The organism is Agrobacterium sp. GW821-FHT14E08 (genome assembly GCF_058803865.1).
This window is the reverse complement of sequence record NZ_JBXAPJ010000001.1, coordinates 1,695,701-1,711,443: the sequence shown is the minus strand read 5'-3', so window position 1 is coordinate 1,711,443 and position 15,743 is coordinate 1,695,701. Positions and strand designations below refer to the sequence as shown.

The following is a 15,743-nucleotide window of genomic DNA, read 5'->3' as shown; positions in this document are numbered from 1 at the left end:
TTCCTTGGAGAATATCGCCTTTGGCCAGTGGGATGGGTCAAGCGAGATGTTTCCTGTTGCCGCTTCGTTGCGCGGCGCGTGTGATGCAGTGTGCCTGCTTCGTGTGTCGCGGCGATGTTGGCCCAGAGGTGATTGCGCTGTCAATCCACCGCGCGAAACGGCAGGAGATGGAGCGCGGGACTTGAAACGGCGATGACCTTGAAAAGTTCCCCCATCTTGCCGGCGCCTTCGCCGGCGAGACGGTTTACGGCTTCGGCGATTTCAAGCGTCTGGTCGGGTGTCGCCTTTGCGGCAAGCGCAGCTGCCCGCTCCTTGAGGCCGAGACCATAAAGAAAGTCGCCCTGTCTCAAGGTGCCATTGACATGCACACCGGTTGCCTCGGCAGTTCTGACGAGGCTTTCGAAATCGACATGGCTGGTGAGATCCGCTTGCCCCGGATGGGCAAGTGGCGGATCAAAGGCATGGTCGCGCATCGCCTGCAATGTGTCACCAAATCCGGCGACCAGGTGGCCGTAATCGATGGCGAGCGCCGTGCCGCCATGGATCGACAGACGCTGGCAGATCGCCGTCATGACGGCTTCACGGGCGGGAGAGATTTCGAATATGGTGCCGACCGGCTGCCGTTCGGGCAGGGGCGGCAGCAGCGTCGGATCGATGCCGGCAAGGCCTGTCGAGAAGACGAGTTCGTCATTAACATCGAGGCTGACGACGCGTTCGCGAAAGCCCTGCGGCGTCCTGACGAATTGCCGGATCGGGATGGCATCGAAAAGCTCGTTTGCGACGACGAGCAGGAAGCCTTCCGGCACATCGTCGAAGCTTTCATACCATGTCAGCCGGTCGGCGTGGGCGGTAAGCGTTTCCTTCTGGATGGCGGAAAGGCGAGGGCTGGTCTCCACCAGGTGGACCCGCATCGTCTCGTAGAGCGGCGGCGCGATGCGGCGGATGACGCGCAGCATGTCCGACATCATCGTACCGCGGCCGGGGCCTATTTCCACCAGCCGGGTCTGCGCGGGCGCGCCATGGCGCTGCCAGGCATGGACCACGAAAACGCCGAGCATTTCGCCGAAAAGCTGGCTGACCTCCGGCGCGGTGATGAAATCGCCCGAGCGGCCGAAGGGCTCGCGGCTCTTGTAATAACCGTGTTCGGGATCAGCGAGGCAAAGCGAGAAGTAATCGGTGACGCTGAGCGGACCGTTGAGCCGGATAAGGGATTTGATGCGTTGCGCAAGCGGTGTCGTCATGGCAGGCCATACCGCTTAGGCGCTTATTTTCGCGCTGCGTGCGCGCAGGACTGCCCAGAGGCCCAGAAGGAACATCGGCGTGGAAAGCACCATGCCCATGGTCAGCCAGTTACCGGCGAGATAACCGATCTGGGCATCCGGCTCGCGGAAGAATTCCACGAAGATGCGCGACAGCGCGTAACCGCAGACGAAGATGCCGGTGACGATGCCGGGTGTCTTCAGCGCCCTGAAGGCGTAGATGGCGATTGCCAGAATGACGACAAGCACGAGGCCTTCGAGGCCGGCTTCATAAAGCTGGCTCGGGTGCCGCGCGAACGGGCCGCCGGTGGGAAACACGACCGCCCATGGAACGTCGGCGATACGGCCCCACAATTCGCCATTGATGAAATTGGCGATGCGCCCGAACAGCAGGCCGATGGGGGCGACGGCGGCGACGACGTCGAACATGCTCCAGACGGGGATGCCGTTCTTGCGGGCAAAGAGGATCATGGCGATGGTGGTGCCGATGAGGCCGCCATGGAACGACATGCCGCCGTTCCATATCTCCAGCGCCCTTATGGGATTGGCGGCGACCGCTCCGAGATCGTAAAACAGGATGTAGCCGATGCGTCCGCCAAGGACGATGCCGCCGGCCGCCCACAGGATGAAGTCGTCAAGATGCTGCGCCGAGATCGGCGAGGTGTCATTCGGCCAGAGGCGATCCGTACGGGCGAGGCGGCGGGCATAAAACCAGCCGAGCATGATGCCGGCGACATAGGCAATGCCATACCAATGGATCGCCAGAGGCCCGATGGAGAGCGCGATCGGATCGATATTGGGAAATGGCATGATGGCAAGTTGGGTGGGAGCGGCTATCAATCCGTATATTCCGTCATCGTTGCTGGGCGGACAACAGAATGATCCATTGCCTCAAGGGGCCGGGCGATGATGCTCACCGGTCTCCCTGACGCCAAGGAAAATGGCGATTGCCGAGGCGGCGGTCAAGGCTAATCTTCGTGAGCGGATTGCGATGCCGGGCGCCCCGGGGAAAGGCCGTCATTTTTCGATTTCGCTTGCAAGGCGGCTGTCGAGTGCCTACCTGAAAGGCATCAATAGCGGGGATAATGAATGCTCCCCGAACCGACGAAGGAACAGCGCCATGAGCACGACAGGCACCAATCGTTTTCTGGATGAATTCGCCAAGCTGATGACCGATGCGGCGGGCGCGGCGCAGGGTGTGCGCAAGGAAGCGGAGGCCGCTTTCCATGCGCAGGCGGACCGCTGGCTGAACAGCCTGGATGTGGTGCGGCGCGAGGAGTTCGACGCGGTGCGCGAAATGGCCATCAAGGCGCGTGACGAAAACGATGCGCTGCGCGCCCGAATCGAGGCCCTCGAAGCAAAGCTTTCGGCCGCAAAGGACTGATTTTAGCGCTTTTTCCTGATGGGTCCCGGATCGCCTGCGATTCCGGGACTTTTTGTTTGCGGGCCATGCAACTCGAAATAGTCCCCGGTTGTTCGAAACCGGCCTCCGCCCGCGAATTTTTTGAGGCCTGTGGACACTTCCAAAAAACGCAATCGCCAGAGTCGCTTATGTATCTCGCCTGAGGTGATGGGGGAGAAGATATCCACTGCTCAAAAAGCAAAAATAGGCCCCAAGGGGTGGCAGCAGGACTCGGCCATTATACACTGATTTTAAATGATGATTCGAAACGAACCTGGTAAGCTCCAGACAGGGTGAATGTGTAACTCTTTTGGTGTCGGGCAATCGTCTCAAGTGTTGAATCCGGTTTGTGTGTGCGTTTTGTGCCCGGCGTTCAAAACAGAACATTCAATACCGGCTGAGAAGGTGCCGCATGAGCCTGATGGAATTTGAAATTGAGCGTCAGTCCAATCCCGTGGACATGATCGAGATTGTCGCTGCCTCGAACGACTGGTCGTTCGAGCGTTCGGGCGAAGACGAGATCGCCATGACGGTGGCGGGTCACTGGGCCGACTATCACGTTTCCTTTTCGTGGATGGAGGAATTCGAGGCGCTGCATCTGGCCTGCGCCTTCGACATCAAGGTTCCCGATCAACGCGTCAACGAAGTCATTCGCCTGCTGTCGCAGGTCAACGGTCAGGTGCTGATGGGTCATTTCGATCTGTGGCGGCAGGAAGACGTGGTGATCTTCCGCCAGTCGCTGCTGCTGGCTGGCGGCGCCGAACCGAACAATCAGCAGGTTGAAGTGCTGCTTTCCAGCGCGCTGGAGGCCTGCGAACAATATTACCAGGCATTCCAGTTCGTCGTCTGGTCGGGGCTGGATGCGAAAAGTGCAATCGAAGCGGTCATGTTCGAGACCGTCGGAGAAGCGTGAAGATGGTGTACAAGGCTTCCGGTCCGCTCGTCCTCGTCGGCGCGGGCAATATGGGCGGCGCTTTGCTTTCGGGCTGGCTGAAAAAGGGCGTGCCGGGATCTCAGGTGATTGTCGTCGATCCACGCCCTTCCGATGCCATGCGGACGACGATTGCGGAAGCCGGTGCCGCCCACAGCGAAAGTGTCCCTGATGGCATCAAGGCGGGCATTCTGTTCGTCGCGGTGAAGCCGCAGATGATGGACGTCGTTTTGCCGTCTCTCAAGCCCCTGCTGGGGCCGGATACGGTCGTCGTTTCGATCGCCGCCGGCACCACAATCGGCACTTTCGTTGCGCATTTCGGTGCCGTTGCCGCCGTGCGGGCCATGCCCAACACGCCGGCCATGGTGGGACGTGGCGTAACAGGGGCCTATGCCAATGAGTTGGTGACGCCGGAGCTGAAGGCTGTGGTGGACGGATTGCTGAAGGTCAGCGGCCCGGTAGAATGGGTGGAGACCGAAGGTGATATAGACGCGGTGACCGCCGTTTCGGGAAGTGGTCCTGCCTATGTCTTTTATCTGGTGGAATGCATGGCGGAAGCGGGCCGCAAGGCCGGTCTGCCGGCCGATGTGGCCATGCGTCTCGCACGCGAAACCGTGGCCGGTGCAGGCGAATTGTTGCACCAGTCCTCCGATGAGGCCGCGCGTCTGCGCCAGAACGTGACATCCCCGGGCGGCACGACGGCGGCGGCGCTTTCGGTGCTGATGGCCGAAGACGGTATGCAGCCCTTGTTCGACAAGGCGGTCGCTGCGGCGAAAACACGCGCCGAAGAACTGGCGGGTTAAAGGGGCGGGGCATGAGCGGCGAAATTTCCTATGCCGATTTCGAGAGGGTCGATATTCGTGTCGGCACGATCATTGAGGCAGAGCCTTTTCCCGAAGCGCGCAAGCCGGCGTTCAAGGTGAAGATCGATTTCGGGCCTGAGATCGGCATCAAGAAATCTTCCGCGCAAATCACCGTGCATTATACGCTGGAAAGCCTTGTTGGCCGACAGGTTCTGGGCGTGGTGAATTTCCCGCCGCGCCAGATTGGCCCGTTCCGCTCTGAGGTTCTGACCCTGGGTTTTGCCGATGGCAATGGCGACATCGTGCTTGCCGCCGTGGAGCGGCCGGTGCCGAATGGCGAGAAAATGTGCTGATAGGGCACGGCGCGCAGCACAAAGATTATGAAGGCTGACGTTGCTTCCGTCATTCCAGCTCAAGGTGGAATGACGGGGTAGGCGAACCGCGTTACCCTCTTCGCTCGGATGGCCTAGGCCGGGATTTTGACGATTACCCGCAATCCGCCCATCGGGCTTTGATCCAGCGATACGTCTCCACCATGGCTGCGGGCGATATCTCGCACGATGGAGAGGCCAAGTCCCGTGCCCGAGGCGTTGAGATTGCGCGCCTCATCCAGCCGGAAAAATGGCTTGAAGACATCCTCGCGCGAGGCTTCCGGAATGCCCGGCCCGTCATCATCGAAGGTCATGATGATCGAGCGTGGCGCCTTGCGTATGTCGATATGGAGATTGGTGGCGTAACGGCGCGCATTTTCGGCCAGATTGGCGACGAGGCGGGAAAGAGCATTCGGACGCGCGATGATCCGTTCGATATTATAGAGCTCGTAGCTGAATGTCTTGCCGTGAAGCTCGAAATCATGGCCGATCTTTTCGAGAAGCGCCGGAAGCTCGAGTGTGCCGACATCTTCCTCGACGTCCGTGCGGGCGAAGGTGAGATAGGCCTCCAGCATCGACTGCATGTCCTCGACATCCTTGTCCAACCCTTCGAGGTCCGGATTGTCGCCCGCTAAGGCAAGTTGCAGCTTGAAGCGGGTGAGGATGGTGCGCAGGTCATGGCTGACGCCGTTCAGCATGGCGGTGCGCTGTTCCATCTGCCGTTCGATGCGTTCACGCATCAATATGAAGGCAAGGCCCGCCCGCCGGACCTCGTCTGCACCACGCGGAGAGTAAGCGCTGACCTTTTGTCCCCTGCCGAAATTCTCTGCCGCCTTGGCGAGCGATTCGATGGGTTTTATCTGCCCGCGCAGGAACAGAATGGAAATGGCGATCAGGACCAGCGACGCGCCGACCATCCAGACAAGGAAAATATGGGTGTTGGATGCGTAGGCCGCGCTGCGGCTGGTAAAGACCCGCAGGGTTTTGTCTTCCAGCTGGACGCGGATTTCAACCAGCGAGCCATTGCCATAAGTATCGATCCAGAACGGCCTGCCGATCTGCTGGGTCAATTGATCTGCGAGGATCCTGTCGAGAATGGAAAACAGCGGCTCGGGTTTTGGAGCGGGCAGGTCCGCCTTCGGTTCGATATAGACGCTGAGATCCAGTCTTTCGCGGGCGATGCGGATGACGCGCTGATAATCGTCCTCTTCCGGGTCGGTTTGCAGAAGCTCGATGATTGCGGCAATGTCGCGCGTCACGGCGGCGGAAAGGCGTTCCGTCACCAGCTGCCAGTGCCGCTCCATGAAGACGGCCGCGACCACGGCCTGAAGCAGGATCATCGGCAGGATGATGATGAGCAGCGAACGGGTATAAAGCCCGGTGGGCAACCAGTGGCGCAGCCACCTGCCGGATGTGCGCCAGGCTTTCGCTATGCCGCTTTTTCTGACCGTGCCGAGAAAATCGAGGCTCGCCATGCCGTCAGCCCGCCTTTCGCTGGTGCCGCGCCCTGTCGAAAAACGAAACCGATTGTCGACGGGACGATGCAAGGATTTAACGTGTCAGAGCGCCCTTTGTGTGTCTGAAAGGTGCACGGGCGCTCTATTGCTTGTCAGTCCACACTCAGCCGGTAGCCGATGCCGCGGACTGTCTGCAGATAGACCGGATTGGCAGGGTCGTCCTCGATCTTGCGGCGAAGACGGTTGATCTGCACGTCGATGGTTCTCTCGCCCACCTCGGATTCTGCCTCGACCAGTTCGTGCCGCGGAATGGTGTCGCCGGCGCGCAGCGCGAAAAGCAGCATGATTTCCTGCTCCCGGTCCGTGAGGCGGATCGTTTCTGGGCCGCGCCGCAATTCCTTTTTGGGAATGGAGAAGCTGTAGGGGCCGAACATGATCTGTTCGATCTTGGGCGTATCGGGCGACGTGTTGCGCCGCAGGATATTGTTGATACGCAGCACAAGCTCACGCGGATCGAAGGGTTTGGCCAGATAATCGTCCGCGCCCGCTTCCAGTCCCGCGATACGGGAATCCGCTTCCGAGCGGGCGGTCAGGAGGATGACCGGCACGGATTTGTTTTCGTTCAGAGAGCGGGTGAGCGACAATCCGTTTTCCCCCGGCATCATCACATCGAGGATGAGGAGGTCGAAACGGATGCCCAGCATCTTGCGCCGGGCTTCGGCTGCATCTGCGGCCACGGAGATGCGGTATCCCTTGTCGCCGAGAAAGCGCTGCAGGAGATCGCGGATGCGGGCGTCGTCATCAACAATCAGGAGATGGGCGGCGTCGTCATCAGCCGGCGGGCGTTTTGTCGTCGCTGTCGCCATGATCAATCGCCTTCCGGGGTTGTCGGGCTGCGCATCTGCGCCAGGAACTGGCGCACGCAGGCCCGGGCCTCGGGCCCCAAGCCTTCCAGCGCGCGGTCAATGCGGCGCGATTGCGGCTCGCTCAGCGCCAGCGCCAGTTCTCGGCCTGTCAGCGTCGGATAGAGCCTGCGCTGGCGGCGGTCTTCCGGGCCTGCCATCTGGCGGATATAGCCGTCGTCGATCAATTGCTTGAGCACGCGGGCGAGGCTTTGTTTGGTGATCTGCAAGGTGTCGAGCAAATCCGCGACCGTCATGCCGGGCTGTCTGCTGACGAAATAGACGACGCGGTGGTGCGCCCGGCCATATTCCAGTTTTGACAGAATGACGTCGGGATCGGAGACGAAATCGCGATAGGCGAAGAACAGCGCCTCGATCGTATCGAAGTCGATCTTGCCGTCGTCAACCTTCGGGAGTGCCGGTGTCTGCCTGGCGGCTGCGGTTTTGAGCGATTGCGGTGGCACTGCGGTTCCTTCATATTCTGCGGCTGACATGCGTCGATGCGCCAATATTCTGTAAACATAGCCGAAAATGCGTCCGCTCGGGAGAATGCCGCCGATCATTTTCTGTTGCGGTGGATAATATGCTGCGGGTGCGGGTGCAACTGGAATCCTGACCGACCTTTACCGCAAATAGAAAAGAGCGCGGAATGCCCGCGCTCTTCAATGGTTTGATGCCATCTATCCGGCCTGATGAATGCCGGCTGGCCTACTGGTAGACGTAGACAATCCGGTGTGTCGACGGTTCGACCAGAACCGGCACGTCGTTCACCCGGACATAACGGTACTGGTAGTCGGGTACTTCGACCAGCCGGGTGTCGGAGGGCAGGGTGGTGCCAACCACAACGTCACCATCAAAGGTGACGGTGTCCGCAGGGTGCTCGTCCATGTAGGTGATGACCGCTTCGGGCGGGGTAATGTCCACATCACCAACACGGCCGAGATTCGGATCGCCGGGATTGGGTTCGGCCTGCACGCTCGCGGTTTTCTCATATGTCACGACCGGCACTTCGATATCCGTGCGTCGCTGCTCGAGAATGACCGGAGAACCTTCATACATGACGTTCAGATAATCGGCATGTGCCCAACCACGCAAGCCGTTGACTTCGATACGGCACCAGCTGCTGCCTTCCATGCAGCCGTCCAGAACCGCGTTGCTGCCACGGGTGGCGAGGCCGAGTTCGGGATAGTCCTCACCCGGGCCTGAACGAACGGAAATGTCCGATGCGGTGGTGGCGACCATGGCGGCGTTTGCATAACCGGCCATCAGGGCGAAAGCGCCGCCAGCCATGAGCATTTTAAGCGTCTTGTCCATGTGTCTCACTCCTTTCAAGACTGGAGCTACAACGTCGCAGCCTTCCGGGCGTTCCACATTTTTCGCGGCGGGCTCCTGAAACTCGCCCGCGTTTATCCTTTATCCTGTTGAAATTAAATCTGATTTTTAGAGCCATTAAAACCGTTGGGAGGCGATTGGTTTCCGTCGCCATTGTGTCGAAACCGGTCGCGGGCTATAGGAGGCAGGATTTGTCAGACAGGGAGATACGGGAAATGGGAAAGTTACAGGCGGGCATTATCCCGGTCACGCCGTTCGAGCAGAACTGCACCATTCTCTTCGATCAGGACACAAAGGAAGGTGTCGTCGTTGATCCCGGCGGGGATGTGGACGTCATTCTCCAGGTGGTTTCCGAAAACGACATCACGCTCAAGGAAATCTGGCTGACGCATGGGCATCTTGATCATGCCGGTGGCGCTGAAGAATTGCGCGAAAAGCTCTCTTTACCGGTCATTGGCCCGCACGAGGACGACCGGCCGTTGCTCGAAAGGATCGAGACGCAGGCCGAAAAATACGGGATCACCGGTCTTCGCAACGTCCTGCCGGACCAATGGTTGAAGGAGGGTGACAAGGTCTCTTTCGGGGATCATGTCTTCGAGGTCTATCATTGCCCGGGCCACGCCCCTGGCCATGTCATCTATTATAATCGCGACCAGCAGTTCGTCCATGTCGGCGATGTGCTGTTTGCGGGGTCGGTCGGCCGTACGGATCTGCCCGGTGGAAACCATGAACAATTGATGGCGTCCATTCGAGACAAGCTTCTGCCGCTCGGAGATGATGTCGGTTTCATCTGCGGTCACGGTCCCGGCGGCCGGCTTGGAGAGGAGCGGCGGACCAATCCTTATCTCAAGGGTATCTGAGTTTCCCGTGTTGTGACGCCTGCCCGCGTCGGGCAGGCACAAAAAAACCCGGCATTCCTGCCGGGCTTCAACTAGAAAAGAAAGCCGTTTTAGGGTCAGCCAGCAATCTGCAGATTGACTGCCTTCGGGCCCTTGCCGCGACGATCCGGTTCCGTGTCGAAGCTCACTTTCTGATTTTCTGAAAGTCCGGACAGGCCAGAAGCCTGTACAGCAGAGATGTGAACAAAGATATCAGCGCCACCATTGTCTGGCTTGATGAAGCCGAAGCCTTTGTCTGTATTGAAGAATTTTACGGTGCCAGTTTCGGCCATGCATCAGGTCCTTTTCGCTCTGCCCGCGTTCAGCTACAGGCAGCATTACAGTTTTGCCCCGCGAGGGCGTTGGCAGGCAGTTCTTGACTATTGAGAAAAAGGACCTTCACAGCGGGAAGTAATGGCGTTCTCATCCAACGTTTTTCGTCCCACCGCCCGAGGTTTATAGCGTCCCCAGTGCGCAAATTTATAGGCCTTCCCATGCTCGCAAATTGCCCGAACCGCGGTAGAGTGATGCGTTTATCGAAAATTGGCAAGCAAAAGTTTTCACGGGCTTTTTGTCAGATAAAAAACCTGCGGTAGAATTACTGCGTGGAATCGCATATTTTTTCCGCATAATCGATTATTGATGAAATAATTGCCGTTCGCCTTTGGTTTTCCGGGCAAAATTTGAATATCGAACCCTGATTTTTCAGCGAATGAGAAAAATACGTTCTTTTGGCGTCAGGCCGCTCCAGCCATGGATTTTTGCCGCTTTCGCGTCAGTTCCGGCACCAGTTCGACGATCAATATGGCGACGAAAATGATCAGGCAGCCGATATAGCCGGCATTTGAAATGGTCTCCTTCAGGAAAACCGAGGCCAGCAAAGCGCCGAAAAGCGCCTCTGAGGACAGGAATATCGCAGCCTGCGGCGCCGTCGTGTAACGCTGGCCGATGACCTGCAGCACGAAGGCGAGGCCGGAGGAAACAAGGCCGACATAGAGAATTTCCGCCATCGACGCCTCTATCGAAGCCAGGCTGATGGGTTCGAAGAACACCCCGATCATGCAACTCAAAAGAGAGCAAACCGCAAACTGGGTGCAGGAGAGCGCAAGTGGACGCTCGCTTTCGGAAACGAAACGGCCGGCGAGCGTGATCTGGATCGCCCAGAAGAAGGCGCAGATGATGCTGAGAATATCGCCCCGCGTCAGCGTCTCGAACGCGCCGCCGGAGAGCAGGAATATGCCGCCCAGCATCATCAGGGCGCAGGGCCAGACGATCCAGTGGGGATGACGCCGGTAAAGGATGACGGCGATGACCGGAACGAAGATGACGTAAAGCCCGGTGAGGAAGCTGGAATTGGTGACGGTCGTGGTCAAAAGCCCGACCTGCTGGGTGGTGGCGCCGCCGAACAGGGCCAGTCCCACGAGAATGAAGCTGCCGATCTCCTTGCGGCGCGGCGGCGACTTTTTCGAACGGGTTTCCATCATCGCAAAGGGCAGTACGGCGATTGCGGCAATGGCGAAACGCAGGCCGACGAACCAGAACGGGCCGATCGAGGCCATGGCGGAGGATTGCGCGACAAAGCCGCCTCCCCAGATCGCTGCGGCGAGCAGAAGCAGCATATTGGCCTGAATACGCGTCATGATTGGCACCAGCACAGCAGGGGCCGGAAGATCATTCAGTCACGGCCTTGGAAATTCGGGGATTTTTTGAAATGTCGATCCGACGGTTTCGCTGGTGCTTTAGCAGCAAGCTGCCGATGCCGCAAGTCAGGGGAGATGGCCATAGCGAGTGCGGAAGCCGATGCCGCCCTTTATGGTGGCGGCCTATTTGAAGCGGCGGGCTTCGTCCTTCAGGCTTCGCCGGGTGAGTGTCAGGCCGCTTATTCCGAGGCCGATGAAGGCTGCGGCCGACAGAATGATAAGCAGGATGTGAGGACCGGCCTGCGATGTTGTCGCCACCTGCGGGATAGCGGATGTGTGCAGGGTATCGACCGCCTGAGCCGCTGCATTTGCCGAGGTTGCAATGCCGGCTGCCATGGTGACAATGACAAGAAACGCCGCGACCGCCATCCAGAGCGAGAACAGCGTTCTCTGCGCCCTCAACCTTTCAACGGAAGTCCGATCGTTGGTAAACATGGCGATTGCCTCTTGTCCCTGTTCCTGAAGGATAAAAGAGGCTTCGAAATGGACGGCTTGGAGACCGAATTCTGGCGTTCCAGAGTATTTATTGTGGCGATATTTGGGCGAGGCCGATTATGGGGCCATTGCCGCCGCCAATGGCGGCGTCAGAGGCCGCGTTTTCCGAAGGTCCGGGTCTGGCGCAGCGGATGCGCTTCAGGCGTTCGTTCGTCCCGGGAAAATGCCGGTGCGGCCGCGTTCCTGTCCGCTCTCGGCGAAGGGGAAAAATACTCGCTGCCAAGTTCGGGAAAGCGTGCGTCGAATGTTGTCGGCGCGAGCTCGGGTTTCGCCAGAACGTAACCCTGCATCAGCAGAACGCCCAGTTCCTCGCACAGTTCGACCTGCCAGCTGGTTTCCAGCCCTTCAAAGACTGGCTCTATTCCATCGTTGCGGAACTGGCTGACGATGACGCGCAGAAGGGCGGCGCCCGCCGAATTCTGCATAAAATCACGCACCCAGCCCGCCTCGAATTTCACATAGTCGGGCTTGATGAGTTTCACCCGGTCGATGTCGGAATCGCCGGCGCCATAGTCATCCAGCGCCACGCGAAAGCCGATATCATGCATGTGGTAGGCGAAATCGGCGACTATCTGCGTGTCAGACGCCTTTTTCTCGGAGATTTCGCAGACGATGCGGTCTGCGGTCATGCCGGCCTCGTGGGCGGCCAGCCGCATGCGTTCCACCTCCTGCCGCATCTTGGCAGGTGTCTGGAACAGGCCGGGATGGAAATTGACGAAGATGCGGGCGCGGGAACGATTGAGCCTGCCGGTATTGAGGATATGGATGGTGCGCAGGATGCTGTCGATATTTTCGATATCTTCAGGCGCCACCAGCGAGAAGAATTCACCCGGCGTCACCGGTTCGCCGTTGCGGTGGGGTCGCACCAGACCTTCGAAGGAATCGATGTCGAGCGCACCGCTCATCGTTCGGCGGAAAATGGGCTGCAGGGCCGATTTCAGGTTGAAGGGGCTATAGGCCGTGGACCATGTGCCATCGACCTCGCGGACAAGACTGGAAAAGATGCTTTTGGGCGCCATTTTTCAACCAGCTATAGAGACACGATCCCTAGGCTCGCTAATGTAGCGGATCAAGCGTTACTTCCGGGTTAAGCAAGCTTTAAATTCTTCGCTATGTCACATATGCCGCTTTTGGCCTTGAAAGAGCGTCTGTCTTTCGACATAGAAAATGCCGCAGAAGATGGGATTTTCTGCCTCTGCCGATGTCAACCACAACAGGACCGATTAAAAATGGCCTTCCTTGCCGACATTCTCTCCCGCGTAAAGCCATCCGCCACCATCGCTGTTACCCAGAAAGCCCGCGAGCTTAAAGCGAAGGGCCGTGATGTGATCAGCCTTGGCGCGGGCGAGCCGGATTTCGATACGCCCGAAAACATCAAGGAAGCGGCCATTGAGGCCATCAAGCGCGGCGAGACGAAATACACGCCCGTTTCCGGTATTCCGGAACTGCGCAAGGCGATTGCCGACAAGTTCAAGCGCGAAAACGGCCTGGACTACAAGCCGGAGCAGACGATTGTCGGCACGGGCGGCAAGCAGATCCTTTTCAACGCCTTCATGGCCACCCTCAACCCGGGTGACGAAGTCGTCATTCCCGCGCCTTACTGGGTCAGCTATCCGGAAATGGTGGCGATCTGCGGCGGTACGCCCGTATTCGTCGACACCACTCTGGAAGACAATTTCAAACTGAAGCCGGAAGCGCTGGAAAAGGCGATCACGCCGAAGACCAAGTGGTTCGTGTTCAACTCGCCGTCCAACCCCTCGGGTGCTGCCTATTCGCATGACGAGCTGAAGGCGCTGACGGACGTGCTGGTCAAGCATCCGCATGTCTGGGTGCTGACCGACGACATGTATGAGCACCTGACCTATGGCGATTTCAAATTCGTCACGCCGGTCGAAGTGGAGCCTTCGCTCTATGACCGCACGCTGACGATGAACGGCGTTTCCAAGGCCTATGCCATGACCGGCTGGCGTATCGGCTATGCCGCTGGCCCGCTGCCGCTGATCAAGGCCATGGACATGATCCAGGGCCAGCAGACCTCGGGCGCCAGCTCCATCGCGCAATGGGCGGCTGTCGAAGCGCTGAACGGCACGCAGGATTTCATTCCGACCAACAAGAAGATCTTCGAAGGTCGCCGTGACCTCGTCGTCTCCATGCTCAACCAGGCCAAGGGCATCAATTGCCCGGCACCGGAAGGCGCGTTCTACGTCTATCCGTCCTGCGCCGGCATGATCGGCAAGACTGCGCCGTCGGGCAAGGTCATCGAGTCGGATGTGGATTTCGTCTCCGAGCTTCTGGAAGCCGAAGGCGTTGCCGTCGTGCAGGGATCGGCCTTCGGCCTTGGCCCGAACTTCCGCATTTCCTACGCCACGTCGGAAGCGCTGCTGGAAGAGGCCTGCAAGCGCATCCAGCGCTTCTGCGCCGATTGCCGCTGATCGGTTGTTGCGATTTTGAAGGAAGCCCGGCAGCGATGCCGGGCTTTTTTTGTTTTTGATAGATGCCCGCACATTCGACGTCTTCCTCGGGCTTGACCCGAGGATCCACAACCCGGGGCGACGGATCCTCGGGTCAAGCCCGACGATGACGGAGGAGAGGTTTCGGTGATGCCTTGTCAGATCCTCGAAATCCAGGCGCGACGTTCGTTTTTAAAGCCCAAGAAACAGCAGCATGATGAAGGTGGCGAAGAGAATGAAATGGGTCATTCCCTCGATCGCGTTGGTTTCACCGTCATTGAGATTGATGGCGGCGGCGATGAGGGTGATGAAGACCATGACGGTCTGAACCGGCGTCATCGCCATGATGAAGGGCTGGCCGGTGTAAAGCGCGATGCCTTCCATGACCGGGACGGTGAGGATGACCGTCGACAGTGACGCGCCCATGGCGATATTGACGACGGCCTGCATGCGGTTGCGCAATGCGGATCGGAGGGCGGTCAGGATTTCAGGTGAGGCGGAGATCGTCGCTACCACGACCGCCATCAGTGCCGGTGGGGCACTCGTGCCTTCGAGGCTCTCACTCAGGAAGGCGGCCATGAATTCCGCCAGTACGCCGATCAGCACCACACCGGCGATGATGAGGCCGATGGAGAGGGAGACGCTGCCTTCCTCCTCCTCTTCTGCGTGGCTGTCGGAAGGGTGACCGGCCGGATGGGCCTTGCGGGGATAGGCGTAGCTGAAGAAATAGCTGTGCGGGCCGACCTGCATTTTCAGGAACAATGCATAAAGCGCGATCATGGCGACGATGGTGAAGGCGGAATAGACATGCCAGCTTTCATCGGGAATGAATTCGGGCACGATCATCGAGATCCCCATGGCGGTCAGGATCATGACGCCATAGGTCTTGCCTGAATCGTCATTATAGGGCTGTTCGCCGTGGCGCAGGCCGCCGAGCAGGGCGGCAAGGCCCAGAATGCCGTTGATGTCGATCATCACGGCGGAATAGATCGTGTCGCGCACCAGGGTTGGTGAGCTGGATTCGCTCATGATGATGGCAAGGATCAGCACCTCTACCGCCACCGCCGACAGTGTCAGGATCATGGTGCCATAGGGATCGCCGACCTTGGCGGCGAGAATTTCGGCGTGATGGGCAACCCGCATCGACACCAGAATGATCATGCCGATGAGTGCGATGGCGGCTATGAGAGACGCCGTTTTGCCAGCCTCGAATATTGTATGTTCGGCCATATAGGCGACGATTGCCGCCGGTATTGCCAGGAGCAGCATGCGCTCCTGCTTCAGAATAGAACCCGCCATCGATTTCCCTTCCCCGTGCCAGTCCCAGGCTGTGACGTATCGTCCTTCAGATCAAGCAGGATTTGCGCTTGAGTGCTTTTGGTAGGATAGTGGTGTTGCAGGACATGCTGCTCATGCCGTGGTGTTCCCGTCGGATGCAATGCTTGAAACGCGGTTGTGGTTGCCATGTCGCCTACTGAAACAGGAGGAACATGCATGACCAAAGTGGTCTATGAAATCGTCGAGCATGACGGAGGCTTTGCCTACCGCATGAATGGCGCTTATTCAGAAACCTTCCCTTCCTATGCCGATGCGGTCGAGGCTGCACGCATCGTTGCTGCCGAGCAGCAGGTGGAGGGTGATGACGAGGAAATCAGCTATCAGGACGAGCGCGGCCAATGGCACGAGGAATATAGCCAGGGCGGCGATCGGCCGGAAGCCGAGGTGGTCGACAAGACTTCATCTCCGGCCAGACCTTTTTGAAA

General features: G+C 58.8%; 18 protein-coding genes. 7 read left to right on the top strand and 11 right to left on the bottom strand.

Annotated features, from left to right (window positions below; translation table 11 throughout):
• Positions 1-140 precede the first annotated feature (140 nt).
• The gene (locus AC1ROR_RS08495; protein ID WP_080835383.1) at positions 141-1,241 is read right to left on the bottom strand and encodes a class I SAM-dependent methyltransferase; all 1,101 of its coding nucleotides are present in this window, start codon (positions 1,239-1,241) and stop codon (positions 141-143) included.
• Between the two features lie 15 nt (positions 1,242-1,256).
• On the bottom strand, positions 1,257-2,069 hold the full coding sequence (lgt, locus tag AC1ROR_RS08490; protein WP_498589188.1) for a prolipoprotein diacylglyceryl transferase: 813 nt from the start codon (positions 2,067-2,069) through the stop codon (positions 1,257-1,259).
• A 310-nt stretch (positions 2,070-2,379) separates the two neighbouring features.
• On the opposite strand from lgt, the gene AC1ROR_RS08485 reads away from it, so the two are divergent.
• From AC1ROR_RS08485 to AC1ROR_RS08470, 4 genes are all read left to right on the top strand, one after another.
• Entirely contained in the window at positions 2,380-2,643 is a 264-nt protein-coding gene (locus tag AC1ROR_RS08485) for an accessory factor UbiK family protein (RefSeq protein ID WP_035220242.1), read from the top strand.
• A 430-nt stretch (positions 2,644-3,073) separates the two neighbouring features.
• A complete protein-coding gene (locus AC1ROR_RS08480; RefSeq protein ID WP_003494682.1) occupies positions 3,074-3,574 on the top strand; it encodes a type III secretion system chaperone family protein in 501 nt (166 codons plus the stop codon).
• Between the two features lie 2 nt (positions 3,575-3,576).
• Positions 3,577-4,395, top strand: a complete 819-nt coding sequence (gene proC, locus AC1ROR_RS08475; RefSeq protein WP_498589118.1) for a pyrroline-5-carboxylate reductase — start codon at positions 3,577-3,579, stop codon at positions 4,393-4,395.
• 11 nt (positions 4,396-4,406) lie between these two features.
• Positions 4,407-4,748: a tRNA-binding protein gene (locus AC1ROR_RS08470; RefSeq protein ID WP_035220244.1), complete on the top strand. Its 342-nt coding sequence runs from the start codon at positions 4,407-4,409 to the stop codon at positions 4,746-4,748.
• A gap of 113 nt (positions 4,749-4,861) precedes the next feature.
• On the opposite strand, the gene AC1ROR_RS08465 is transcribed toward AC1ROR_RS08470, so the two are convergent.
• From AC1ROR_RS08465 to AC1ROR_RS08450, 4 genes are all read right to left on the bottom strand, one after another.
• The gene (locus AC1ROR_RS08465) at positions 4,862-6,241 is read right to left on the bottom strand and encodes an ATP-binding protein (protein WP_142169115.1); all 1,380 of its coding nucleotides are present in this window, start codon (positions 6,239-6,241) and stop codon (positions 4,862-4,864) included.
• Positions 6,242-6,375: 134 nt separating this feature from the next.
• On the bottom strand, positions 6,376-7,089 hold the full coding sequence (locus AC1ROR_RS08460; protein WP_498589117.1) for a response regulator: 714 nt from the start codon (positions 7,087-7,089) through the stop codon (positions 6,376-6,378).
• A 2-nt stretch (positions 7,090-7,091) separates the two neighbouring features.
• A complete protein-coding gene (locus AC1ROR_RS08455; RefSeq protein ID WP_035220715.1) occupies positions 7,092-7,619 on the bottom strand; it encodes a MarR family winged helix-turn-helix transcriptional regulator in 528 nt (175 codons plus the stop codon).
• Between the two features lie 214 nt (positions 7,620-7,833).
• Positions 7,834-8,439 carry a DUF1236 domain-containing protein gene (locus tag AC1ROR_RS08450; RefSeq protein WP_080835374.1) on the bottom strand — a complete coding sequence of 202 codons (606 nt, stop codon included), beginning with the start codon at positions 8,437-8,439 and terminating at the stop codon, positions 7,834-7,836.
• Positions 8,440-8,672: 233 nt separating this feature from the next.
• Between AC1ROR_RS08450 and AC1ROR_RS08445 the strand changes: the two genes are divergently transcribed.
• A complete protein-coding gene (locus tag AC1ROR_RS08445) occupies positions 8,673-9,317 on the top strand; it encodes an MBL fold metallo-hydrolase (protein WP_498589116.1) in 645 nt (214 codons plus the stop codon).
• Positions 9,318-9,412: 95 nt separating this feature from the next.
• Here the strand turns inward: AC1ROR_RS08445 and AC1ROR_RS08440 are convergent, their stop codons facing one another.
• From AC1ROR_RS08440 to AC1ROR_RS08425, 4 genes are all read right to left on the bottom strand, one after another.
• A complete protein-coding gene (locus tag AC1ROR_RS08440) occupies positions 9,413-9,628 on the bottom strand; it encodes a cold-shock protein (RefSeq protein ID WP_003494703.1) in 216 nt (71 codons plus the stop codon).
• Between the two features lie 444 nt (positions 9,629-10,072).
• Positions 10,073-10,975 (bottom strand): DMT family transporter, encoded by a 903-nt coding sequence (locus tag AC1ROR_RS08435; RefSeq protein WP_035220253.1) that lies wholly within the window; start codon positions 10,973-10,975, stop codon positions 10,073-10,075.
• Between the two features lie 183 nt (positions 10,976-11,158).
• On the bottom strand, positions 11,159-11,470 hold the full coding sequence (locus tag AC1ROR_RS08430; protein WP_080835371.1) for a hypothetical protein: 312 nt from the start codon (positions 11,468-11,470) through the stop codon (positions 11,159-11,161).
• 149 nt (positions 11,471-11,619) lie between these two features.
• On the bottom strand, positions 11,620-12,549 hold the full coding sequence (locus AC1ROR_RS08425) for an EAL domain-containing protein (RefSeq protein ID WP_080835369.1): 930 nt from the start codon (positions 12,547-12,549) through the stop codon (positions 11,620-11,622).
• A 210-nt stretch (positions 12,550-12,759) separates the two neighbouring features.
• Between AC1ROR_RS08425 and AC1ROR_RS08420 the strand changes: the two genes are divergently transcribed.
• Positions 12,760-13,962, top strand: a complete 1,203-nt coding sequence (locus AC1ROR_RS08420; protein ID WP_035220259.1) for a pyridoxal phosphate-dependent aminotransferase — start codon at positions 12,760-12,762, stop codon at positions 13,960-13,962.
• Between the two features lie 210 nt (positions 13,963-14,172).
• Here AC1ROR_RS08420 and AC1ROR_RS08415 read toward each other — a convergent pair whose 3' ends face one another.
• Entirely contained in the window at positions 14,173-15,279 is a 1,107-nt protein-coding gene (locus AC1ROR_RS08415) for a calcium:cation antiporter (protein WP_142169129.1), read from the bottom strand.
• Positions 15,280-15,474: 195 nt separating this feature from the next.
• Here AC1ROR_RS08415 and AC1ROR_RS08410 point away from each other — a divergent pair, with 195 nt between their 5' ends.
• A complete protein-coding gene (locus tag AC1ROR_RS08410) occupies positions 15,475-15,741 on the top strand; it encodes a DUF2188 domain-containing protein (protein WP_035220261.1) in 267 nt (88 codons plus the stop codon).
• Positions 15,742-15,743: the final 2 nt, after the last annotated feature.